Raw genomic sequence first — 21590 nt, 5'->3', positions numbered from 1 at the left:
GGACGGTGCCGTCGGGGCAGCGGAGGAGGAGGGGGAGGTGGCCGGCGGAGGCGTAGGTGAGGGAGAGGGCGGTCGGGTCCCAGACGGCGTAGGCGCAGGTGGCGATCTGGTTGGCGTCGATCTCCATGGCGAGGCCGTCCAGCAGTCCCATCACCCGGTCGGGTGGGAGGTCGATCCGGGCGTAGGCGCGGACGGCGGTGCGGAGCTGACCCATCACGGCGGCGGCGCGCAGGCCGCGGCCCATGACGTCGCCGATCACCAGGGCGGTGCGGCCGCCGTCGATGCCGATGACGTCGTACCAGTCGCCGCCGACCGCGGCGTCGGCTCCGCCGGGCTGGTAGGTGGCGGCCACCCGCAGGTCGGCGGGCTGTTCGAGTTTCTGCGGGAGGAGGCTGCGCTGGAGGGTGACGGCGGCTTCGCGCTGGCGGCGTTCGGCCTCGCGGAGGCGGGCGGCGGCCTGGACCTGGTCGGTGACCTCGGCGGCGAAGATCAGGACGCCGAGGGGTGCGCCCTGGGCGGCCGGGGCGGCGGCGGGTGCTCCGGCCGGGCCGTCCGGTTCGTCGACGCCGAGCGGGACGCAGGAGATGTTGTAGTACCGGTTGCCGCCGAGGCCGACGATGCACCGGGCCTTCACGCTGCGGGTGCGGCCGCTGCGGATCACCTGGTCGAGCAGGGGCAGGACGCCGAGCGTGCCGAGTTCGGGCAGGGACTCGGCGGCGGGCAGTCCGTTGCTGCGGGGGCCGAAGAGCGTGCGGTAGGCGCGGTTGGCGTAGCCGACCTGGTGGTGCGGGCCGTAGGTGACGGCGACGGGGGCGGGGAGGCGGCGGAGGACGTCGCGCAGGTCGTTGAGCCGCTCGAGCTCGTGGGGGTCGAGGAGGGCGGGCCGGTCGAGGCCGACCGGGGTGCGGGGCGCGGCGCCAACTCCCGGCTGCGGGTGGACGCCCGGCGCAACCTGGAGAGCGTGCTGCGGGCCGCCCGCGAGGTGTTCGGCGAGCTCGGCTACGGCGCCCCGATGGAGGAGGTCGCCCGCCGCGCCGGAGTCGGCGTGGGCACCGTGTACCGGCGCTTCCCGAGCAAGGAGGTGCTGGTCCAGCGGATCGCGGCCGAGGAGGTCACCTGGCTGACCGCCCAGGCCCGGGAGTCGCTGTACGGCTCCGTGGGCGGCCCCTGGGAGGCGCTGTCGGGCTTCCTGGCGCGGGCGGCCGCCTCGGGCGCGGGACGGCTGCTGCCGCCGGAGGCGTTCCGGTACGCCGAGGACATCGCCCGGGTGCCGGAGCAGCGCAGTGCCGAGCAGCGGGCGTTCGCCGTCCCCGGGACCGCGGTGGCGGACGCCTCGACGGTCGCGGCGCCGGGCGCGGTGCCCGGTGCGATGCCCACGGCGGAGGACTCCCCGGAGCAGGCCGCCGATCCGCGGCTGCTGCTGCACCTGCTGGCGGCGCTGGTCGCGCGGGCGGGTGCAGCGGGTGAGCTGCGGCCCGGTGTGAGCGCCTCGGACGTGGTGCTGGTGCTCACCGCGGCCGTCCCGGTGCACGCCACGGCGGCGCGGGCGGTGGGCGGTCGGGCGGAGACCGCGCCGGGCGGCCGGCTGCTGGAGATCCTGCTGCAGGGGCTGCGCGCGGCCTGACGGCGGCCGCGGTCGGGGCGGGGCGGGACGGCCGACCGCGGAGGCGGTGATCGCGAGGGCGGGTGACCGCGAAGGCATCGACGGCTTGCGGTGGTTCGCGGGCGGACCGGTGGCGCCCGGTCAGGAGTCCGGCGCGCCCGGGCAGTCGACGGGCCGGCAGGCGAACACCCCGGCGAGGGCTGCCCGGAAGAGTGGGCCGCGGCCGGTCCGGTTACCGATGGCCTTCGCGCTATGCCATTCTTTGCCCGTGGTTGGAGCCATTGTCCCGTTGCGTGCCATTCCCGCCGTCGGCCGGTCCGGCCGCCCGATGGCGGACGGCCCGGTGCGCGGAGCCCAGCGGTGAGCGCCGAGGAGCAGGGCGACCCGGGGGCGGGCGAGCACCGCTCCGGCGAGCACCGGCCGGGGCTCGACGCGCTCGGCCAGGTCCCCGACCAGGCCGGAAGTCCGGCCCGGGAGTCGCTGAGCGGCCGGGTGCCCGGCCAGGCCGCGGCCGGGCAGGGCGGAGTGACACCGGAGGCGTTCGTGGCCGCGCGACGGAACGAGCCGACCGCGGCGCGGGTCGTGGTGCCCGCCCCCGCCGATCCGGTGGACGGTGAGCGCCCGCCCTCCGACGCCGAGTTGACCGCCCGGGTCCGGGACGGCGACGACACCGCGTACGAGGAGATCTACCGTCGGCACGCCGACGCGGTCCGCCGCTACGCGCGGACCTGCTGCCGGGACAGCTTCACCGCCGAGGACCTGGCGGGCGAGGTGTTCGCCCGCACGTTGCAGGCGCTGAAGGCGGGCAAGGGGCCGGAGTTCGCGGTCCGCGCGTACCTGCTGACCGCGGTGCGCAACGTGGCGGCGGCCTGGGGGCGCAGCGACCGGCGCGAGCAACTGGTCGACGACTTCGCCGCCTTCGCGCAGACCTCGGCCGCCACGGTGGAGTACGACCTGGCCGACCCGGGCGCGGACGCCTGGGCGCTGGCGCTGGCCGACCAGCGGATGGTGATGCAGGCGTACGCCGAACTGCCCGAGGACGACCGGATGGTGCTCTGGCACACCGAGGTCGAGCGGGAGTCGCCGAAGACCGTCGCGGTGCTGCTGGGCAAGACGGCGAACGCCACGGCCGTCCAGGCGCACCGGGCGCGGGACCGGCTGGCCGCTGCCTTCCTCCAGGCGCACATCTCCGGCAGCCAGGAGTCCGGCTGCGCGGCGTACGCCAACCGGCTGGGCGCGTACGCCCGCGGTTCGCTGCGCAAGCGGGCCTCGACGGAGGTCGGCCGGCACATCCAGGAGTGCGACCGCTGCACGGCGGCGTACCTGGAGCTGGTCGACATCAACCACAGTCTGCGGGCGGTCCTGCCCGGCGGGGTGCTGCTCTGGGTCGGGGCCGGGTACTTCACGGCCGCCGCGGCGGCGGTGGGGGCCGGTGCGGTGGTCGGTGGCGCGGTGGCCGGCGGTGCGGGCGCGAGTGCGGGAACGGCTGCGGGAGCGGGAGCGGGTGCCGGTGGTGCGGGCGGCTCGGGGTCGTCGGCGGCCGCGGTCGCGGGCCAGGGCATGGGTGCTGTCGCCAAGGCCGGGATCGCGGCGGGTGTGGCGGTGGCCGTGGCGGCGGTGGCGGCGTACGCGCTGACCGGTTCGCCGGATCCGGCGCCGGTGGCCGCTCCACCGGCGTCCTCGGCACCGGCCGACCCGCCGTCGTCCCCGCCCTCCCCGCCGCCACCCTCGGCCGCGCCGTCCCCGGAGCCGAGCACGACGCCGTCGCCGAGCCCCGCTCCGCCGCGGGTGGTGCCGCGGGCGGTGCCCGCGCCGACCCGTACCCCGACGCCGTCGGCGACCCCGACGACCCGGCCGCCGGTCCCGACACCGAGCGCGCCGGCGCCGCCGGTGCCGACGCCGACCGTCACCCCGCCGGAGCCGCCGGTGGTGGACGTGCCGAGCCCGTTCTGGCTGGACGAGCTGCCGTTCGCCGGGGGCGGTGAGGACGACGGGGGCGGCGACGGGCAGCGGCACGGCCGACGGACCCCGACCATCCGGGGGCGCGGCCACGTCGTGCAGCGCAGCGGGCTGTGGATGCGCGGCACGTACTACCGGCACGCGCTGGCGGTGCAGGTGCCGTCCACGGTGCGGATCGACCTCAACCGGTCGTGCACGTCGTTCGATGCGGTGGCCGGGTTGGACGACCTGACGGTGCGGATCGGTCAGGTGGTGTTCAGCGTGCAGGGCGACGACGGCGAGACGCTGTGGAGCTCGGGGCGGGTCCGCGCCGGGGACCGGCCGGTGCCGGTGCACGCCTCGCTGGCCGGGCAGCACTCGATCCGGCTGGTGGTCCGCCCGGCGGCGGGCGGCCTGGGGTTGATCGACGTCGCGGACTGGGCGGCGGCGCGGCTCAGCTGCTGAGTCGCGCCGCGCCTCCCAGGCTGCCGTCCGTCCGTCAGACGGCGCAGGCGTCGTCGGTGCAGGCCTCGGCGGCGGTGGCCGCGGGAACGTCCGTACCGGTCTCGGCGGCGACCTGGCGGAGGACGGTGAGGAAGGTGTCCGCCTCCTGGCCGCCCTGGACGGCCCAGCGGCCCTCGAAGACGAACGTCGGCACGGCGCTGATCCCCAGCTCGCGGCCGGCCGCCAGCTCGGCCCGGACCTCGGCGGTGCCCTCGTCGCCGGCCAGGTAGGCCGCCGCCCGGTCGCGGTCCACGCCGACGGCGGCCGCCAGCTCGGTCAGGGCGCCGCGGTCGCCCACGTCGACGCCCTCGCTGAAGTGCGCCCGGAGCAGCCGCTCCTTGAGGGCGCCCTGGACCGCAGGGCCGTACTCGGTCAGCGCGAGGTGCAGCAGGCGGTGGGCGAGCAGCGTGTTGACCTCGACGGCGGCGTCGAAGTCGTACGCGATGCCCTCGGCCCGGCCGAGGTCGGCGATCCGCGCGTCCATCGCGACCGACTGGGGGCCGTAGCGCTCGGCCAGCCACTCGCGGTGGGGGCGGGCCTGCTCCGGGGCGTCCGGCACCAGCTGGTACGGGCGGTAGACCACCTCGACGCCGTCCCGGCCCTCGAAGCGCTCCAGCGCCTGTTCGAAGCGGCGCTTGCCGAGGTAGCACCAGGGGCAGGCGATGTCGGAGTAGATCTCGACCTTCATGACGCGGGGACTCCAGTGGGGCTGTGAACCGGACGTTTCCGGTGGTTCCGGGGATTTCCGGAGGTTTCCGGGTAGGTGAACAGTCAACCACCGCGGAGGATTCCCCGGGCCGCCCCTCAGGTGGCCATCGGGACGGCGACGGGCGCGGCGTCCGGCACGGTGGCCGGCGGGGCCGGGACCACCAGGACCGGGCAGGTCGAGTGGTGCACCGCCGCGGTGCTCACCGAACCGAGCAGCAGTCGGCCGAAGCCGCCGTTGCCCCGGGTGCCGACCACCAGCGTGTGCTGGCCGGTGGCGCAGCGCAGCAGCACCTCGATCACGTTGCCGAGCAGGACGTGCAGGGTCAGCTCGCCGGCGTACGGGCGTTCGCGGGCGGACTGGACGGTGGTCACGGCGCGGCGCAGGCCGTCGGCCATGCTGCCGGTCAGGCGCTCGACGCTCTCCTGCACCAGCTCGGCCATCCCCGGCGGGTAGCCGGTGGGGGACGGGTTCACCACCGCGACGACGTACAGCGGCAGGCGGAACAGCTCCGCCTCGGACATCGCCCGGTCGAGGGCCCAGAGCGAGGCGTCGGATCCGTCGCACGCGGCCAGCACCCCGGGGCGGCCGGCGGGCGGCTCGCCCTGGACAGGGAACGGTTCTCTCACGGTCGCCATGATGGTCGCTGCGATCGGCCGGCCGGCGGTGGCGCGCCGCTCTCCGACGGCGCCGGGAGGCCTCCTCCAGCGGCTCGGGGAACTGCGACGCCCGCCCCGGGGTGGGCGCACTCTGCGGGTAAGGCCGACCCCGGGGTCGGCCTCGCGGTTCCCCGAGCCCCTGGAAAGAAAGGAAATGGCTAGCGGGACAGGGCCGGGTGGTGGGGCGGGGGGAGGTTGGTCCAGGAGGAGCCGTGGCGGCGGGCGGCGGTGCGGCGGAGCCAGAGTTCGGTGGCGATGAGCTCGGCGAGGGCGGTGAGGGTGGCCGGGGGCAGGGGGTGGGCGGGGTCGGTGGCGAGGGTGAGGGTGCGCTGGACGGCGGGGGTGTCGATCAGGCCGGCGTCGGCGAGCAGGGGGCGGCGGAAGAGTTCGGTGAGGGTGTCGGCGGCGAGTCGCAGGCCCGCGCGGGCGGGGGCGAGGCGGTCGGGGCGGGGGCCGCGGCCCCAGTCGGCGGGGAGGTCGGCGCGGCCGGCGCCGGCGAGGACGGTGCGCAGCAGGGCGTGCCGGGCGCCGGGTTGGAGGCGGACGTCGTCGGGGAGCAGGCGGGCGGCCCGGACGACCAGGTTGTCCAGGAAGGGCGCGTGCAGGCGCTGGCCGTGCTGTTCGGTGGCGTGGACGAGGGTGCGGTAGTCGGCGGCGTGCCGGTGGAGGGCGAGGCGGGCGCGGCGGGCGCCGGGGTGTTCGGCGGGGGCGGGGCCGCGGGCGGCGGTGCGCAGGCGTTGGGCGACGCCGGCGAGGGCCTCGTCGGAGAGCAGGCGGGCGGCGGGGCCGGGGACGTGCCAGGCGAGGTCGGCGGCGGCGCCGACTCCGGCGGTGGCGGGGTCGGGGACGGGGTGGCGGACGGTCAGCTGGACGGCGAGGTCGTCGAGCGCCTCGGCATAGCGGCTGCGGGCGAGCCGACGGGCGGCGCGGAGCACGGTGACGGGGGTGCGGACGGTGCCGGTGAGCGCGCCGGCGGTGGCGCGGTCGGCGCCGGCCAGGGCGGCGACCGGGGCGAGGAGTTCGAGGGCGCGGCCGGTGCGGATCAGGTCGGCGAGCCGGGCGGGGTGGCCGTCGAGGACCTGGCGGGCGCCGTAGCCGGTGAGGTGGTCGCTGCCGCCGGCGCGGTGGGCGGCGCCGAAGCGGTCGGCGGCGAGGAGGGCGGTGCCGGGTTCGTCGGTGAGCGGTCCGGCGAGCGGGTCGGCGGTCAGGTCGGTGTACGGGAGGGCGGCGGGCAGCACGATGTGGCGCAGCCGGGGGACGTCGACGGCGAGGGCGAATCCGCGCTGTTCGCCGAGGGTGACAGCGGTGAGGAGGTCGGGTTCGGCGGGTTCCGCGGCGGTGCGCCGGGCCCAGGAGCCCTTGACCGCGCCGCTGCGGGGTGCCGGGGGAGCGGCGGCGCCGGCGCGGTTGCCGGGTCCGCTGCCGATCGGGACGGCGGCGGCGAGCAGGGCGACGGTGGCGGAGCCGGTGCCGTACGAGAGGTCGACGCCGAGCCGGGGGCGTTCGCCGTCGGCGGGCGGGACGGTGCGGACCCGGCAGCGGACGGCCTCCAGCAGAGCCCGGGTCAGTTCGCGCACGGCGGGGGGCTCCTCGCGCCGCTCGGGGCCCGGTTCGGGTTCGTAGCCGGAGAGGTACGGGCGGCCGGCCCGGATGCCGAGCGCGTGGCCGGGCGGGGCGCGGTGGACGCCCGCGTACGGGGTGCGGGTGCCGTGCGCCTCGGGCGCTTCGGGGGCGGCCAGGTGGGCGGCGAGGTACTCGGGGTCGACGGGTGCGCCGATCAGGTCGGCGAGTGGGAGGGCGGAGGTGGCGTAGGCGGTGCCGCCAGCGAAGGGGGTGTGGAAGACGGGGAGGGCGCCGGCCAGGTCGGTGAGCAGCACGGTGGAGCGGGTGCCGGTGCGCAGCACGACGGTGTAGCTGCCGGGCCAGTGGGTGAGGTGGCGGACGGCGCCGCCACGGGCCGCGGCGAGTCCGGCGGCGATCTCGCGGTCGGAGGCGCCGCAGCGGCCGAGGACGGCGAGGCGCAGGGTGGCGGGGGTGTCGCGGTCGGTGGGGTCGGGGGCGGCGAGTCCGGCGGTGACGGTGGCGGGCCCGCCGGGGCGGAGGACGGCGAGGCGGATCTCGTCGGGTCGCCAGTCGCCGACCGCCCAGAGCGGGTCGGGGCCGGACCAGAGGGCCGTGGCGGCGAGCGGGCGGACCGCGGCGAGGGCCGGGTCGGCGGCGGTCAGGCCGCTCCAGCCGGTGAGCCACCGCATCGCGCCTCCGCCTGCCGAGGGACCGGGCGCGCCGTGCCTGCGGACGGGGTTGGCGCGCCGTCAGGAGACATCGTGCCACCGGTGGGGCGGGTGGTGACCCCGGTTGCGCGGGTCGGTGTCGGGGGCGCGGCGACGGCGCACGCGGCGGAGCGGCGGGAGGACGGGTGCGGCCCGGCGTTCGGGCGGGAGTTCAGGTGGGAGACGGGATCGTGGCGGGTCGCTGCCAGCGGGCAGTGGCGCGCTCGCGCCAGTGCGGCGGCGGTCCGGGCCACCCCCTCCTCGGCCCGGCCCGTCCCGCTGCGACGCGCGGCCCGGATCCGGCGCGTGGACGGAGCGCCGGATGGCCGAAAGGCGTCGCAAAGCCCGGGAGGGCATCCGCATGCCCTCCCGGACCCGTCGCTGCCCGCGGGGATCGAGGCAGCGTTTCCCCCGGCCCGCCGGGTCCTCGACGGCGGGCCGATCCACAGGCTCCAGCGAATCGCCCACCTGCCGTTGGAACCAGGGAGCACGGGTGGCGCACGTGGGCACGGGACCGGAGCACGGCCGTCCGGGAAGCGGACCGGGGGGCGTGTTCGTCCGCCCCGGCGCCGGTCGACGACCGGCCGTGCGGGCGCGCGATCCCGCCATCCGGAATGCGGGCTCTTAACCGTCGGAACGCGGACGACTACGCTAGGTGCAGCAGCCCGGTGGCGTGCGCCTGCCGTCCGCGCTCGCTGCCGTCCGCGCACGACGTCGCCAGGGGGTGCCACCGCCACCATGACCGTCAGCTCACGAGGGCCGAACGACCGGCTCGGTGCCCTCCTCTCGCTCGCCCAGATCAGCAATGCCGGCCTGGCCCGCAGGGTCAACGACCTGGGCGCCCAGCGCGGTCTGACGCTCCGCTACGACAAGACGTCGGTGGCCCGCTGGGTCACCAAGGGCATGGTCCCCCAGCGCCCGGTGCCGCACCTGATCGCGACCGCGCTGGGCAACAAGCTGGGCCGGCCGGTGCCGTTGGAGGAGATCGGCCTGGCCGACTCGCATCCGACCCCGGAGCTGGGGCTGGAGTTCCCGCGCGAGGTGCCGGAGGCGGTCCGTTCGGCGACCGAGCTGTGGCGGGTCGATCTGGACCTGCGGCGCGGCCCCGGCGGCGGCCGGTGGAGCGACAGCCTGGCCGGGACGTTCTCGGTCTCGGCGTACGCCACCCCGGTGTCGCGGTGGCTGATCACGCCCGCGGACGGTTCGGTGGCCCGGGAGGCGGTGCCCGACCTGGCCGGCTACCGGGTCGGCCACTCGGACGCGGCGAAACTGCGCGAGGCGGCCCAGGAGGCTCGGCGCTGGGACTCCAAGTACGGCGGCGGCGACTGGCGTTCCTCGATGGTGCCGGAGTGCCTGCGGGTGGAGGCGGCGCCGCTGCTGCTCGCCTCGTACAGCGACGCGGTGGGCCGGGCGCTGTTCGGCGCGACCGCCGAACTGACCCGGCTGGCCGGCTGGATGGCCTTCGACACCGGGCAGCACGAGGCGGCGCAGCGGTACTACATCCAGGCGCTGCGCCTGGCCCGGGCCGCCGGCGACGTCCCGCTGGGCGGCTACGTGCTGGCGTCGATGAGCCTCCAGGCCTCGTACCGGTCCTTCCCGGAGGAGGCGGTGGACCTGGCCCAGGCGGCGCTGGAGCGCAACCGGGGCCTGGCGACGGCCCGGACGATGAGCTTCTTCCACCTGGTGGAGGCGCGGGCGCAGGCCAAGGCCGGCAACGCCGCGGCCTGCGGGACGGCGCTGGCGGCGGCGGAGGCGGCGCTGGACCGGGCCCGCCCCGGCGACGCGGACCCGTCCTGGATCGACTTCTACGCCTACGACCGGCTGGCGGCGGACGCGGCCGAGTGCTTCCGCGACCTCGGAGTGCCCTCGAAGGTGCGGCAGTTCACCCGGGAGGCGCTGGCCCGGCCGACCGAGGGGTTCGTCCGCTCGCACGGGCTGCGGCTGGTGGTCTCGGCGATGGCCGAGGCGGAGGCCGGCGACCTGGACGCGGCGGTCGCGGCGGGCGAGCGCGCGGTCGAGGTGGCCGGGCGGATCTCCTCGCACCGCAGCCGGGAGTACGTGGTGGAGTTGCTGCGGCGGCTGGAGCCCTACTCGGACGAGCGGCGGGTGAAGGAGCTGACCGAGCGGGCCCGGCTGGTGCTGGCAGGCTCGGCGTAACGCGGAGCTCGGCGCAATCCGGGGCTCGGCTTAACTCGGTGCTCGGCTTAATTCGGGTGCGCGGGCGAGGACGCGGTCGTTAATGTCGTCCTCGTCCAGGTGCGCAGGCAGAGGTTACTTCCACTGTTAATGGGCGGGTTGCGGGTTCGAGTCCCGTCACCGGCTTCCGGCCGGTGTAGCTCAATTCGGTAGAGCAGCTAATGTCACCTCAGCCGCTTCGGTTCTCTGGACACCAGCTTTTGCACCTCCCGGTGCGCAGGCGGCGGTTACTTCGGTAAGGCTCCCTCAGCAGGGGGCTGCGGTTCAAATCCGCGGGCAGGACAACAGACCGCCACCGCTCCGATCTCGGGAGGCATTGCGCCGGGAGCGCCCGGTGCGTGGGTGGGGGTTTCTTCGTGGAGCGTCCTCGTGACGCGGTGAAGCGGATGTACGCGACCTCCGCCGCCAGTCGGCTCGCCGGGGCCGACCCGATCTCGGGCGCGCCCTCCTTCGCCATGCCTCCCCCGCTTTTCCAGGGGGAATTCCCATGTCTCGCTTCAACACCCGCCGCGCCAAGGCCGCTCCGGCCTCGCCCGTGACCACGACCGGGCAGCGCACCGTGAACCACCAGGGCGGCACGGGATTCCTCCGGGACGAGAAGTCCGAACTCTTCCTGCTCGCGGTGACCAACCTGGTCGGGCAGGACACCTTCTACGAGCGCGGCGGCGACCGGGACGACCGGTTCACCGCGCTGGTCCGGCAGTTGGCCGTCGAGGATCCGGAGTGGACCCTCGGCCTGCTGCGCTGGCTGCGCGGCGAGGCCTTCCTGCGCACCGCCGCGCTGGTCGGCGCCGCCGAGTTCACCCGGGCGCGGCTGGACGCCGGGGCCTCCGGCCACTCGCGCCAGGCGGTCGACGCGGTGCTGCACCGCCCGGACGAGCCGGGCGAGCTGCTCGCGTACTGGACCTCCCGCTACGGTCGCGCCCTGCCGAAGCCGGTCAAGCGCGGCGTCGCGGACGCGGCGCGCCGGCTCTACAACGGCCGTGCGCTGCTCAAGTACGACACCGCGTCCAAGGGGTACCGCTTCGGTGACGTGCTGGAGCTGACCCACCCGGCGCCGCACCCGGAGAAGCCGTGGCAGGGCGAGCTGTTCCGCTACGCGCTGGACCGCCGCCACCGCCCGGACGAGGCGGTGCCGCCGGCCGGTGACGCGCTGCTCGGCGCCCACCGGGCGCTGCTGGCGCTGCCGGTGGAGCAACGGCGGGCCGTGGTGACCGGCCCGGGCGGCGCGGAGCGGCTGGCCGAGGCGGGGTTCACCTGGGAGGCACTGGCCGGCTGGCTGCAGGGCCCGCTGGACGCGGCCGTCTGGGAGGCGATCATCCCCTTCATGGGGTCGATGGCCCTGGTCCGCAACCTGCGCAACTTCGATCAGGCGGGCGTGTCCGACGAGGTGGCCGAGCAGGTCGCCCGGCGGATCTGCGCCCCGGACGAGGTGCGCCGCTCCAAGCAGTTCCCGTTCCGCTACCTGGCCGCCTACCGGCACGCGCCCTCGCTGCGGTGGGCGTACGCGCTGGAGAAGGCACTCGGGCACTCGCTGGCCAACGTACCGGCGCTGCCCGGCCGGACACTGGTGCTGGTCGACCGCTCGGGCTCGATGTTCGACCGGCCGAGCGCGCAGACCCAGCTCAACCGGGCCGATTCGGCGGCGATCTTCGGTACCGCGCTGGCGCTGCGGGCGGCCGAGGCCGACCTGGTCCAGTTCGGCACCTCCAGCGCGACGGTCGCGCTCGGGCGCGGCGAGTCGGTGCTCAAGGTGCTGGAGCGCTTCGGCAGCCTCGGCGGCACCGACACGGCGGCGGCCGTCCGCACCCACTACCGCGGGCACGACCGGGTGGTCATCGTCACCGACGAGCAGGCGAACTACGGTGATCCGCTCGGCGCGGTCCCCGCGCAGGTCCCGGTCTACACCTGGAACCTGGCGGGCTACCGGCCGGGCCACGGACCGTCCGGTGCGGCGAACCGGCACACCTTCGGCGGCCTCGGCGACGCGGCGTTCCGGCTGGTGCCGCTGCTGGAGGCCGGCCGTGACGCCGACTGGCCGTGGCTGAACCGCTGACCGGGGCCGGGCCGCTGACCGGGGCGGCCGTCCGGGTGGTCACTGGAGCACGTTGACCGCCCGGGCGACCACCAGCAGCACGGTGACCATCGAGATCGACGCCTGAAGCAGCATCAGGCGCTTGGTCCAGGCGGTCAGCGGCATGGTGTCGGTCGGGCTGAAGGCGGTCGCGTTGGTGAACGCCAGGTAGAGGTAGTCCACGAAGTAGGGCGCCCAGTTGTCGGGGGCGGTCCCGGGCTGCTGCATCTGCGGGAACAGGAAGTCGGGATAGTCCTTGCGCCCCAGTGCGCGGGCGGCCGGCCCGCCGCGGTCCCACTCCCAGTACCAGAGCGCGAAGGCGATCACGTTGGTCGCCCACACCGCGCCCGCGGTGCCGAGCAGGCCGAGCGGGTCGGACGAGCCGCCCACGGTCAGCAGCTCGTGGACCAGCTTCGCCGCCGACCAGCCGTTGGCCAGGCTCATCGCCGCGACCAGCCCAAGGCTGAGCGTCCGCAGCAGCGGTGAGGTGCGGTCCAGCCGGCGGTGCGGGTGGGCGGCGTACAGCGCCGCCAGCAGGGCCAGTTCGAGCGCCGGCAGCAGCCAGTGCGGCTGGAGGGTCAACCGGTGCGGCAGGTACAGCTGGAGGGCGATGGCGACCAGGATCGCCGTCGTCACCGCCCAGCGCTCCTCCCCCTCGGTGGGCTGCTTCCACGCCGGCTCCGGGGCGGGGGCGACCGCCCTCGGCTCCAGCAGGGCCTCGATCCGGTCCAACCGCCGGTGCAGCGCGTCGACGTCCCGCAGCGGCTTCTCGTCCTCGTCCATGGCGGACATTGTCCGGCCCATCTCCCGAAGGCGGTCGCCCGACATGGGCCCGCGTGACAGCATCGACCGGGGACCGGTTCCCGCGGCGGGCGAAGGGGGTTGGGGTGGCGTACGACTTCGATGTGGTGGTGGTCGGCGGCGGGATCGTCGGACTCTCGACGGCGTACGCGCTGACCCGCTCCCGCCCGGACCTGAGCGTGGCGGTGCTGGAGAAGGAGCTCGACTTCGCCGCCCACCAGACCGGCCGCAACAGCGGTGTGATCCACAGCGGCATCTACTACCGTCCCGGCTCGCTCAAGGCCCGGTACGCCACCGGCGGGGCCGCCGAGATGGTGGAGTTCTGCCGGGAGCACGGCATCGCGCACGAGGTGACCGGCAAGCTGATCGTCGCCACCGCCGTCGAGGAACTGCCGCGGCTGCGGGCGCTCGCCGAGCGCGGGCGGGCCAACGGCATCCCGGTCACCGAGCTGGACCCGGCCGGGATCCGCACGTACGAGCCGCAGGTGGCCGGCGTGGCCGGGCTGCACGTTGCCACCACCGGCATCTGCGACTTCCCTGCGGTGGCGCGGCGCTACGCGGCGCTGGCCGAGGAGAAGGGCGCCTCGCTGCGCACCGGGAACGAGGTCCGCGAGATCGTCCGCCGGCCGGACGGCGTGATCGTCCGCACCACGCTGGCCGAGCTGCGCTGCGGGGTCCTGGTCAACTGCGCCGGGCTGCACAGCGACCGGATCGCCCGGCTGGCCGGGGACGACCCGGGCGTGCGGATCGTCCCCTTCCGCGGCGAGTACTACGAACTGGCCGAGCACCGGCGGGACCTGGTCCGCGGACTGGTCTACCCCGTCCCCGACCCGGCCTTCCCCTTCCTCGGCGTCCACCTGACCCGGGGCATCCACGGCGACGTCCACGTCGGCCCGAACGCCGTCCCGGCACTGGCCCGCGAGGGCTACGACTGGCGGACCGTCCGGCTGCGCGACCTGGCGGAGACGGTCCGCTTCCCGGGTACCTGGCAGATCGCCCGACGGCACTGGCGGTACGAGGTCGGCGAGCTGCACCGCTCGCTGTCCAAGCGGGCGTTCACGGCGGCGGTCCGCCGACTGCTGCCCGCCGTCGGCGAGGCCGACCTGGTGCCGGCCGGCGCGGGCGTGCGGGCGCAGGCGGTGGCGGCCGACGGCTCGCTGCTGGACGACTTCGCCTTCGCCGGGTTCGACCCGGCCGACCCCGGGTCCGCCCGGCGGGTGGTGCACGTGCTGAACGCGCCCTCACCGGCGGCCACCGCCTCGCTCGGCATCGGACGCGAGGTGGCCCGCCGGACGCTGGCCGCCCTGGAGGCGGGCGGCTGACGCGGGTGGTTGAGGCTGGGCCGGCTCTGCGTGGGGGCTCGGCGGTGGTGGTGAGGAATGCGTCACGCGCCGGTCCGGCGTCCCGGGGGCGCCCGTAGACTGGTGCGATTGTGACTGCCTCTGCCCCGTCCTCCCAGCTGCCCCCGTCCGCCCGGCTCTCCGCCGCCCCGGCGGCGTTCCCCGCGCCGATGTACCCGCACAAGGCCACCGAGGAACAGCACCGCGAGCGCCGCATCCGCACCTTCCAGCCGCGCCGCGGCCGGATGACCAAGGCCCAGGCCGGTGCGCTCGACCGGAGCTGGGAGCGGTACGGCCTGGCGATCGACGGCACCCCGCTCGACCTCCCGCAGCTGTTCGGCGGTCTGCCGGTGACGCTGGAGATCGGCTTCGGCATGGGCGACACCACGGCCTCGATGGCCGCCGCCGACCCGGCCATGGGCATCCTCGCCGCCGACGTGCACACCCCCGGCCACGGCAACCTGCTGCAGTTCCTGGAGCGGGACGGCTCGGAGAACGTCCGCCTCGCCGCCGGCGACGCGATCATCCTGCTCCGCGACATGCTGGCCGACGCCTCGCTCGCCGGCCTGCGGGTGTACTTCCCGGACCCGTGGCCGAAGCCCAAGCACCACAAGCGCCGCCTGATCCAGGACTCCTTCCTCGACCTGGTGCTGCCCCGGCTGGCGCCGGGCGCGCTGGTGCACTGCGCGACCGACTGGGAGCCGTACGCCGAGCAGATGGCCGAGGTCCTGGCGGGCCGCCCGGAGCTGGAGAACCTCCACCCCGAGGGTGACGGTTCGCACTGGCTGGAGCCGTCCGAGCACCCGGCGGGCAGCGTCCCCGGGTACGCGCCGCGGCCCGACTGGCGTCCGATGACCAAGTTCGAGCGGGCCGGCCTGGCCAAGGGCCACGTGGTGCACGACCTGCTGTTCCGCCGCCGCTGAGCCCCCGCACCGGGAAGCACCGGGCGGCGGATCCGCCGCCCGGCCCGGCGGGTGCCCGACGCGGAGGGCGCATTATCACGCTGAGCACCCCTCCGGGTGCGTACTGTCGCGAGGCCTCCCCCGGAACCGGGTGCGTCGCCTACGCTTCTGCGGGTGAGCAGCCCGTACGGCGGCAGCGCACCCATCGGGGCGCCTGCTGGGCCCGCTGCAACCGCGGCGGAAGCGACGGCGCTCCCCACCGGCACCCGCACCATCCCGGGGCCTCGGGCGCGCCGCGCTCCTCGACTGCTGCCCGAGCACCCGCCCACCGACTCGGGCCGCCCACCGCACGGCCGGTCCCGTCCGGGGCCGCTGGGGCGCCGTCTCGGCGCCGCGGGCCGACGGGGCTCGGACCGCCCGGATTCCGGGCGGCGTGATTCCGGGCGGCCGGGCTCGGGGCTGCTGACCTCGGAGCGGCTGGGCTCGGGGCGGCTGGCCCGCTTGGGTCGCTTGGGTCGACGGGTCGCCTCGATGCGGCGGCCCGCGCTCTCCTCCGCGCTGGCGGCGTTCGCACTGGCGGGCTGCGGGGTGCTGATCCTGCACCTGGTGCAGCGGCAGACCGGCACGGTCGGCCTGCTGGTCGGCATGGGCCTCGCCCTGCTCCCGCTGCCCTTCGTCCTCGGCTCGCTGGCCTGGCTGAACCAGACCGCCCGGGTACCGCTCCGGCACACACTCTTCTGCCTGGCGTGGGGCGCCTGCGCCGCCACCACGGTGGCGATCATGGCGAACGGCTGGGCCAGCGACTTCCTCATCGCCCACCAGGGCAGCGCCCGCGGCGAGACGCTGGGCGCCGAGTTCGCCACGCCACTGATCGAGGAGACCGCCAAGGCGTGCGCCCTGCTGATGCTGCTGCTGCCCTTCCGGCGGCAGCTGCGGCTGCGCTGCCGCGGCGACCGGCCCTGCGGGATGGTCAACCGGACCGCCGACGACCGGCCGGGGCCGTCGGCGGGCGGCGACGGCGACGCCCCGGCGCGGGCCGGCCGCCCGGGTCGGGTAAGCCGGGCTGCCCGGACCACTGGTCCTGGTGGGACCGGTCTGGTCGGGCGGGTCCGGCTGACCGGGCGGCTGCCCTGGCTGCGACGGGGATCCCGGGGACGCGGCGAGGGACGGCCGGTACGGTCCCGGGTCCGGCCGCAGCCGTACTTCCGGCCGGCGCCGCGCGGTCGGCAGCGGGCGAGGTCCAGCCCGCGCACCCTGGCCGCCGGTACGGTGCTCGGCGGGGTCACCGCGAGCGGGTTCGCGTTCACCGAGAACGCCCTCTACCTCGGCCGCGCCTTCACCGCCGACCAGCAGGCCCGGCTGGACTCGATCGGCCTCGGCCAGGCCCCCAGCCTGCGCGACTTCGACGGGACGGTGCACACCTTCGTCCTGCGCGGCCTGCTCTCCCCCTTCGCACACCCACTGTTCACAGCTCTGACCGGACTCGGCATCGCCATATCGCTCACCACCGGCCGCCGCTGGCTGGCCCGGTTCGCCGCACCCGTCGGACTTCTGCTGGCGATGGCCCTGCACGGCACCTGGAACGCGGCCGCCGGACTCGGCACCGACGGCTTCCTGCTGGTGTACGGACTGCTGATGGTCCCCGCCTTCGCGGTGCTGGTCTGCTTTTCGGTCTGGGCCCAGACCCGGCGCGGCCGACAGTCCCCCCGGTCCGTCACGGGGCACGGCTGACCAGGGCGGATGCCCTGCCGGAGGACCGTCCGGCGACTCGCTCTGGGGCTGATCCGGGGCCGAATCGGATATGGATTTCCCTTCCAGGCGAGACTCACGTAGTGTTGGGTTCACCGACGCGGGGTGGAGCAGCTCGGTAGCTCGCTGGGCTCATAACCCAGAGGTCGCAGGTTCAAATCCTGTCCCCGCTACTCAGTAGCACGAAGGCCCGGAGGCTCGCCTCCGGGCCTTCGGCCTTTTCCGACCGATAAATCCGTTGCCTCCGGACGGATGGCCTGCCTATGGTGGCGGCACACTGAAAGGAGGTGATCCTGAGTTGAGTTCCATCAGGATGCGTGAGGTGGCTGCTCGCTAGAGCCGCCCCTGCCTGCGCGGGGAGAGGCCGTCAAGGTCTCCGGCGGAGGCGAAAATCCAAGCAGTCACCCGGCCCGTGAGCTCACCGGTACATCCCCGGTGCCTCGGTCGCCGACCCGATCCGGGTCCGGCACGAGGAAGCAGCCCACGGGCCGTCTGCATGTCCGCGCCCGGAACGCGGGCGGACAGTGGACGCTGCGGACCATCGGTACAGTCGACGCCGACCACGATGGCAGGGGGAGGCAGTCGGTGGAACTGGAACGCGGTGGTGAACCCGCCCCGGCGGTGAAGCTCGGGCTGGGCGCAGTGGTGGGGGCCGGGCTGCTCGGACTGGTCCTGTACGCGGCCGCGAGCCCGCACTGGGCGGCATCGCTCGGCGGCGGACTGGTGGTCGCCGCGACCTTCACCGTGGCGGGTGGACTGCTCGGCTTCCTGTTCGGCATCCCGCGGCTGCTGACCAGTGGGGCGGCCGCGCACCCCGCCGACCAGGGCGCCACCTCGACCGCCAGTTACGCGCCCAACACCAACCTCGAACAGGTCTCCGACTGGCTGACCAAGATCCTGCTCGGCGCCGGTCTCACCCAGATCGGCACCCTGCCCAGGCGTCTGCGGGAACTCGGCGACTGGCTGGCGCCCGTGGTCGGCGGCGATCCGGTCGGCGGCCCCGGCGGGCGGGCGGGAGCGGCCGGCTTCGCCGCCGCGCTGGCGGTGTACTTCACGGTGCTGGGCTTCGTGGCGGGCTGGCTGCTCACCCGGCTGCTGCTGGCGCGGGCCCTGTCCTCGGCGGACCGGCAGACCCTGGCCGACTCGGTCGCCCAGACGGTGATCTCAGCCGGCTCGCTCGGGTTCCGGCCGGAGCAGGTGCGGGAGCTGTTCGATACGGGGGTCGAAGGGCTGCGGGTCCAGGCGCTGGCGCTGATGCAGGGCGCACCCGATCCGCGTCACCTGGATCTGATCGTCAAGGCCATCGACCGGCACCTGTCGCCGTTCGAGCTGCTGCAGGCACTGCTCGCCGCCCGCGAACTCGCCACGGCTCCCGGGATGACCGACACCGACCGGGCCACGCTGCGGGACGCCGTCGCGTACAAGCTGCGCAACAGCCGGACCGTGCCGCCGTACTCGCGGCGGCGGGTGGTGGCGGAGGAGGTCCTGAAGCGGCTGCCGGAGGCGGGGGGCCGGCAGCCGGGGGGTCCGGGCGCGGGGACGCCAGGCGGCGGGGCTCAAGGCGTCGGGGCGTCGGCCGTGGACGTGCCGACGGCGCGGGTCGAGGGCTGAGGACCGAGGGCCCGGGCGTCCGTACGGCGGGTGGGCTGCGCGGTGGTCAGATGGATGCCGGCCGGGGTGCGGAGCCGGCTGCTGCGGCGGTTGACGGCGCGGAGGATCAGGATGCGGTGGGGGCGCCCGGCGCGGTCGGACGGGGCGACCCGGCGTATCTCGGTGGAGATCCGGTGGGCCCCCAGGGTGGCGCGGAGCTCCGGCAGGTGGGGGCAGCGGCGGCCGCTGCCGTCGTACAGGGGGTGGACGCGCACCTCGCCCTCCGGGGCGGTGACCCGGACGAGTTCGAGCAGGGCGGCGAGCTGGTCGTCGGCGGCGAACAGCTCCGGGTAGGCGAACAGCAGGTAGGAGCTGAGGGTCAGCGCGAACGTACCTTCGGCGAAGGGGAGCCGGGGCAGCGCGGCGGCGATGTAGCGGTCCGGGTGGGCGGCGGAGTCGGCGGCGAACAGGCGGTGGGCGCGGTCCCAGCTGCGGAGGTACTTCTCCGGGCGGTGGGCGTGGCCCCCCGGGAGGTAGCGCCCGGGGTCGGTACCGGCGGCGGTGGCGATGGCGGCCCGGCCGGCGCGGGCGAGGGCGGTGCGGTCGGGGGCGGGCAGGGCGTACAGCGGGTCGGCGGCGATCACCTGGCAGCCGAGGGCGCGGGCTTCGGCGACCAGCCCTGCGGCGCCGCCCGGGCAGTCGAGGACCGGGCCCGGGAGGGTCCCGAGGCTGCTGCGGGTGAGACCGAAGAGGCGGCAGTACTCGTCCAGCGGGCGGGACGTGATCAGCGTCGGCGGGTGGCTCATCGCGCTCCTCGGGCGGCTCGCGGGACGCCTCCATCGGATCACGGGTGGTCAGGGCCCGCACGCTGCCGGGAGCGGCGGGGGAGGGTCGGGTCAGCGGGTGGAGAGCAGGCCGCGGATGGCGAGGCGGTGGACGTTGGTGAGGCCGCGGACGATCTGAGGAGTGAGGAAGACGAGGATCAGTCCGACCAGGGAGATGCCCGTGATCTGCCAGGGCCTGGTGATGTAGTAGTCGTGCTGGACGCCGGAGCTGTCGGTGTAGTCGAAGACTCGGTACCCGGGCCAGGGGGTGAAGCGGGCGAACACCCAGTGGTAGAGCGGGTAGAGCGCGTACACCCAGCCGGTCAGCAGGAACGTGACGGAGAGGCAGAAGGACAGCACCGCCCAGGGGAACATGATCACCTGGTAGAGCGCGGCCTTCCAGCCGGCGGCGTCGGCGAGGCGGGCGGTGATGGCGCCCCAGATGCCGGTGCGGGTGGGGCTGACGGGACGGGGTCCGGGGACGTCGGTGTCGAGCAGGGTGCGGGCCCGCCCGCGTTCGAAGGCGCCGAGGCCGCGGGCGGTGGTGAGCATCAGGGCCAGCACGGGCAGGCCGAGGACGGTGACCGTCAGGCCGGCGCCGGTGCAGAAGAGGGTGATCATCACCGAGAACCCGAACACGGCCGTCGGCAGCGAGGTGAGGGTGTACCCGATCTCGCGGTAGGTGGCCGGGGCGAAGGGCGCCAGCCAGAAGGACGGGCGCCGGGCGGCGGGCGGACGGGTGTGGAAGGTGTCGGCGGAGTGCGCGGAGTGCAGCGTGCTGGCGGTCATCTCGGTCATCTCGGTCCCCTCGGTCTCGTGACTGCTCACGGTGTCCAAGGTGCCGGACCGGCCGGGGGCGGCGGAATGACGCCTGCTGCCGACTTCGGGGTGGGGTTGTCCCCACCCCCGTACGGGTGCGCAGGCCCGGTTCAGCCCTCGGCGGCCCGCCACTCCGGTTCGAGCAGCGAGTACTGCAGCGAGTCCCGCCACTCGCCGCCGACCTGCAGCTCGTGCCGGATCCGTCCCTCCAGCTCGAAGCCGGCCCGGGTCACCACCCGGGCGGAGGCGGTGTTGTCCGGATCGATCCGGGCCTCCAGCCGGTGCAGTCCGAGCTTCCCGAAGCCGAACTCGCAGAGCAGCGCGGTGATCTCCCCCGCGTACCCCCGGCCCCAGACGTCCCGGCGCAGCGCGTAGCCGACGAAGGCGGCGGTCTCCCCGTCCCGGGTGAAGGCGGCCTGGCCGATCGGTGTCCCGTCCTCGCCGTCGGTGGTGCGAACCACGGCGAGCCGGTAGTAGGTGCGCGGCTCCCGCTCCGCCTCCTCCAGGTAGTACGCGATCTGGTCGGCGCACTCGTCCGCGTCGCGCGGTTCGAACGGCAGGTAGCGGGCCGCCACCGGGTCGCCGAAGACCGCGTGCAGCGCCTCCACCTCCTCCGGCGTGTGGCGGTATTCACGGAGGGTGAGGCGAGGACCGGTCAGCCGTACGAGCTCCATGCGGCCCGACCCTACCGCCGCAGGTGGGAGGACCGGCGGCGAGCGGAGCGGCAGCGGGCGGCGCGAACCGGTTACGGTACGTGCGTGAACGACGAAGACCTGCAGCTCAGCCCGCGTACCCGAACCGCCGAGCTGCTCGCATGGGGGATCGAACAGGGCCACGACCCGGTGCCGGAGGAGGCGCTGCGGGCCGTGCTCGCCCTGCTCGAACTGGGCGGTGCCCGGCTGCACGACGGCTACCCGGAACTCACCTCCGGGGCGTTGGAGCAGCTGCTGTACGAACGGCTCTTCCTGTACGTGCAGCCGACGGTGGAGCCGGAGTGGTACGGGGTGGCGGTGCGGCTGCTGATCGACCATCAGCGGGCCGTGCGGCGGCTGAACGCGAAGCGCTGGGAGCGGCTGCACGAGGAGGCCGAGTGGCAGGGCGAGGTGCTGTGCGGGCTGCTGCGTCGGGCCGATCTGGTGACCTGGCCGCGGCTGTACGCGCTGCTGCTGTGGGCGGACGGCGTGGACACGGATGATCCGGCCGCGGTCCGGGGCTGGCTGGACGGCTTCCGGGAGCTCGGGACCGAGGAGCGGCTGGCGGCGTACGACGCCGTGGCGGGCCTGGAGCCGGACGGCGGGTGGGGCCGCGACCGCGTCCTGCTGGTGGGGATGGCGACCGACGGGGCGCGGCGGCTGGTCGAACAGGGGCTGATGCAGCGCAGCTACCGGAACCTGGCCGAGCTGACCGCGCGAGGACTGCCGATGCCGGAGGAGCTGGCGGGGGACTTCGACGGGTTCGAGGCGGCGGTGGCGGACGAGGCGCTGCGGCTGTGCGGCGAGTGGACGGTGCCGGGGCTGCCGGAGCTGCTGGTGGCCGAGTACCCGGACCTGGCGCCCGAGCCGGGGACCGGGGACGTGGAGGCGTACCTCGCCGAGCGGGAGGACTGAGAAGCGGG

General features: G+C 75.5%; 16 protein-coding genes, 1 tRNA gene and 1 pseudogene (1 of these 18 running past the window's edge). 10 read left to right on the top strand and 8 right to left on the bottom strand.

The features are described 5' to 3' along the window. Window positions 1–943, bottom strand: a pseudogene (locus FHR36_RS00460) (PP2C family protein-serine/threonine phosphatase) (its annotated part extends 287 nt beyond the left edge of the window); the annotation flags it as partial. Between FHR36_RS00460 and FHR36_RS00455 the strand changes: the two are divergent. Both FHR36_RS00455 and FHR36_RS00450 read left to right on the top strand, forming a co-directional pair. Next, complete coding sequence (locus tag FHR36_RS00455; RefSeq protein ID WP_253794630.1) at window positions 863–1624, top strand: TetR/AcrR family transcriptional regulator; 762 nt, start codon at window positions 863–865, stop codon at window positions 1622–1624. The pseudogene FHR36_RS00460 and the gene FHR36_RS00455 sit on opposite strands and share 81 nt — an antisense overlap. A 339-nt stretch (window positions 1625–1963) precedes the next feature. After that, complete coding sequence (locus tag FHR36_RS00450; protein ID WP_253792718.1) at window positions 1964–4006, top strand: sigma-70 family RNA polymerase sigma factor; 2043 nt, start codon at window positions 1964–1966, stop codon at window positions 4004–4006. A 34-nt stretch (window positions 4007–4040) separates the two neighbouring features. Here FHR36_RS00450 and FHR36_RS00445 read toward each other — a convergent pair whose 3' ends face one another. The 3 genes from FHR36_RS00445 to FHR36_RS39115 all read right to left on the bottom strand — a co-directional run bounded on the left by FHR36_RS00445 (window position 4041) and on the right by FHR36_RS39115 (window position 7662). Beyond that, on the bottom strand, window positions 4041–4733 hold the full coding sequence (locus FHR36_RS00445) for a DsbA family oxidoreductase (RefSeq protein WP_253792717.1): 693 nt from the start codon (window positions 4731–4733) through the stop codon (window positions 4041–4043). Between the two features lie 116 nt (window positions 4734–4849). Beyond that, window positions 4850–5380, bottom strand: coding sequence for a universal stress protein (locus FHR36_RS00440; protein WP_253792716.1), 531 nt, complete (start codon window positions 5378–5380; stop codon window positions 4850–4852). A gap of 188 nt (window positions 5381–5568) precedes the next feature. Continuing rightward, window positions 5569–7662, bottom strand: a complete 2094-nt coding sequence (locus FHR36_RS39115) for an asparagine synthase-related protein (RefSeq protein ID WP_301329665.1) — start codon at window positions 7660–7662, stop codon at window positions 5569–5571. A gap of 756 nt (window positions 7663–8418) precedes the next feature. Here FHR36_RS39115 and FHR36_RS00430 point away from each other — a divergent pair. Continuing rightward, window positions 8419–9837, top strand: coding sequence for an NsdA family TPR-like regulatory protein (locus FHR36_RS00430; RefSeq protein WP_253792715.1), 1419 nt, complete (start codon window positions 8419–8421; stop codon window positions 9835–9837). A gap of 526 nt (window positions 9838–10363) precedes the next feature. Continuing rightward, window positions 10364–11932 carry a TROVE domain-containing protein gene (locus tag FHR36_RS00425; RefSeq protein WP_253792714.1) on the top strand — a complete coding sequence of 523 codons (1569 nt, stop codon included), beginning with the start codon at window positions 10364–10366 and terminating at the stop codon, window positions 11930–11932. A gap of 39 nt (window positions 11933–11971) precedes the next feature. Here FHR36_RS00425 and FHR36_RS00420 read toward each other — a convergent pair whose 3' ends face one another. Beyond that, window positions 11972–12733 carry a DUF1345 domain-containing protein gene (locus FHR36_RS00420; RefSeq protein ID WP_253792713.1) on the bottom strand — a complete coding sequence of 254 codons (762 nt, stop codon included), beginning with the start codon at window positions 12731–12733 and terminating at the stop codon, window positions 11972–11974. Window positions 12734–12837: 104 nt separating this feature from the next. Between FHR36_RS00420 and lhgO the strand changes: the two genes are divergently transcribed. The 5 genes from lhgO (at window position 12838) to FHR36_RS00395 (ending at window position 18353) form a co-directional block, all read left to right on the top strand. Beyond that, window positions 12838–14073 carry an L-2-hydroxyglutarate oxidase gene (lhgO, locus tag FHR36_RS00415; RefSeq protein WP_253792712.1) on the top strand — a complete coding sequence of 412 codons (1236 nt, stop codon included), beginning with the start codon at window positions 12838–12840 and terminating at the stop codon, window positions 14071–14073. Window positions 14074–14183: 110 nt separating this feature from the next. After that, a complete protein-coding gene (gene trmB / locus FHR36_RS00410; protein WP_253792711.1) occupies window positions 14184–15014 on the top strand; it encodes a tRNA (guanosine(46)-N7)-methyltransferase TrmB in 831 nt (276 codons plus the stop codon). Window positions 15015–15524: 510 nt separating this feature from the next. Then, window positions 15525–16724 carry a PrsW family intramembrane metalloprotease gene (locus tag FHR36_RS00405; RefSeq protein WP_253792710.1) on the top strand — a complete coding sequence of 400 codons (1200 nt, stop codon included), beginning with the start codon at window positions 15525–15527 and terminating at the stop codon, window positions 16722–16724. A 117-nt stretch (window positions 16725–16841) separates the two neighbouring features. Beyond that, window positions 16842–16915, top strand: a tRNA-Met gene (locus FHR36_RS00400). 412 nt (window positions 16916–17327) lie between these two features. Beyond that, complete coding sequence (locus FHR36_RS00395) at window positions 17328–18353, top strand: hypothetical protein (RefSeq protein WP_253792709.1); 1026 nt, start codon at window positions 17328–17330, stop codon at window positions 18351–18353. On the opposite strand, the gene FHR36_RS00390 is transcribed toward FHR36_RS00395, so the two are convergent. The 3 genes from FHR36_RS00390 to FHR36_RS00380 form a co-directional block, all read right to left on the bottom strand. Further along, complete coding sequence (locus tag FHR36_RS00390; protein ID WP_253794818.1) at window positions 18299–19138, bottom strand: class I SAM-dependent methyltransferase; 840 nt, start codon at window positions 19136–19138, stop codon at window positions 18299–18301. The genes FHR36_RS00395 and FHR36_RS00390 overlap by 55 nt on opposite strands. 90 nt (window positions 19139–19228) lie before the next feature. Next, window positions 19229–19984: a sensor domain-containing protein gene (locus FHR36_RS00385; RefSeq protein ID WP_253792708.1), complete on the bottom strand. Its 756-nt coding sequence runs from the start codon at window positions 19982–19984 to the stop codon at window positions 19229–19231. Window positions 19985–20085: 101 nt separating this feature from the next. Next, a complete protein-coding gene (locus FHR36_RS00380; protein ID WP_253792707.1) occupies window positions 20086–20649 on the bottom strand; it encodes a GNAT family N-acetyltransferase in 564 nt (187 codons plus the stop codon). Between the two features lie 84 nt (window positions 20650–20733). Here FHR36_RS00380 and FHR36_RS00375 point away from each other — a divergent pair, with 84 nt between their 5' ends. Next, window positions 20734–21582 carry a hypothetical protein gene (locus tag FHR36_RS00375; RefSeq protein ID WP_253792706.1) on the top strand — a complete coding sequence of 283 codons (849 nt, stop codon included), beginning with the start codon at window positions 20734–20736 and terminating at the stop codon, window positions 21580–21582. Window positions 21583–21590 lie beyond the last annotated feature (8 nt).

It is taken from the genome of Kitasatospora cinereorecta, assembly GCF_024172095.1.
In the GTDB taxonomy this organism is placed as follows: domain Bacteria; phylum Actinomycetota; class Actinomycetes; order Streptomycetales; family Streptomycetaceae; genus Kitasatospora; species Kitasatospora cinereorecta.
Note: the sequence above shows the minus strand (reverse complement) of the source record. Positions and strands in the feature narration are given on the sequence as shown.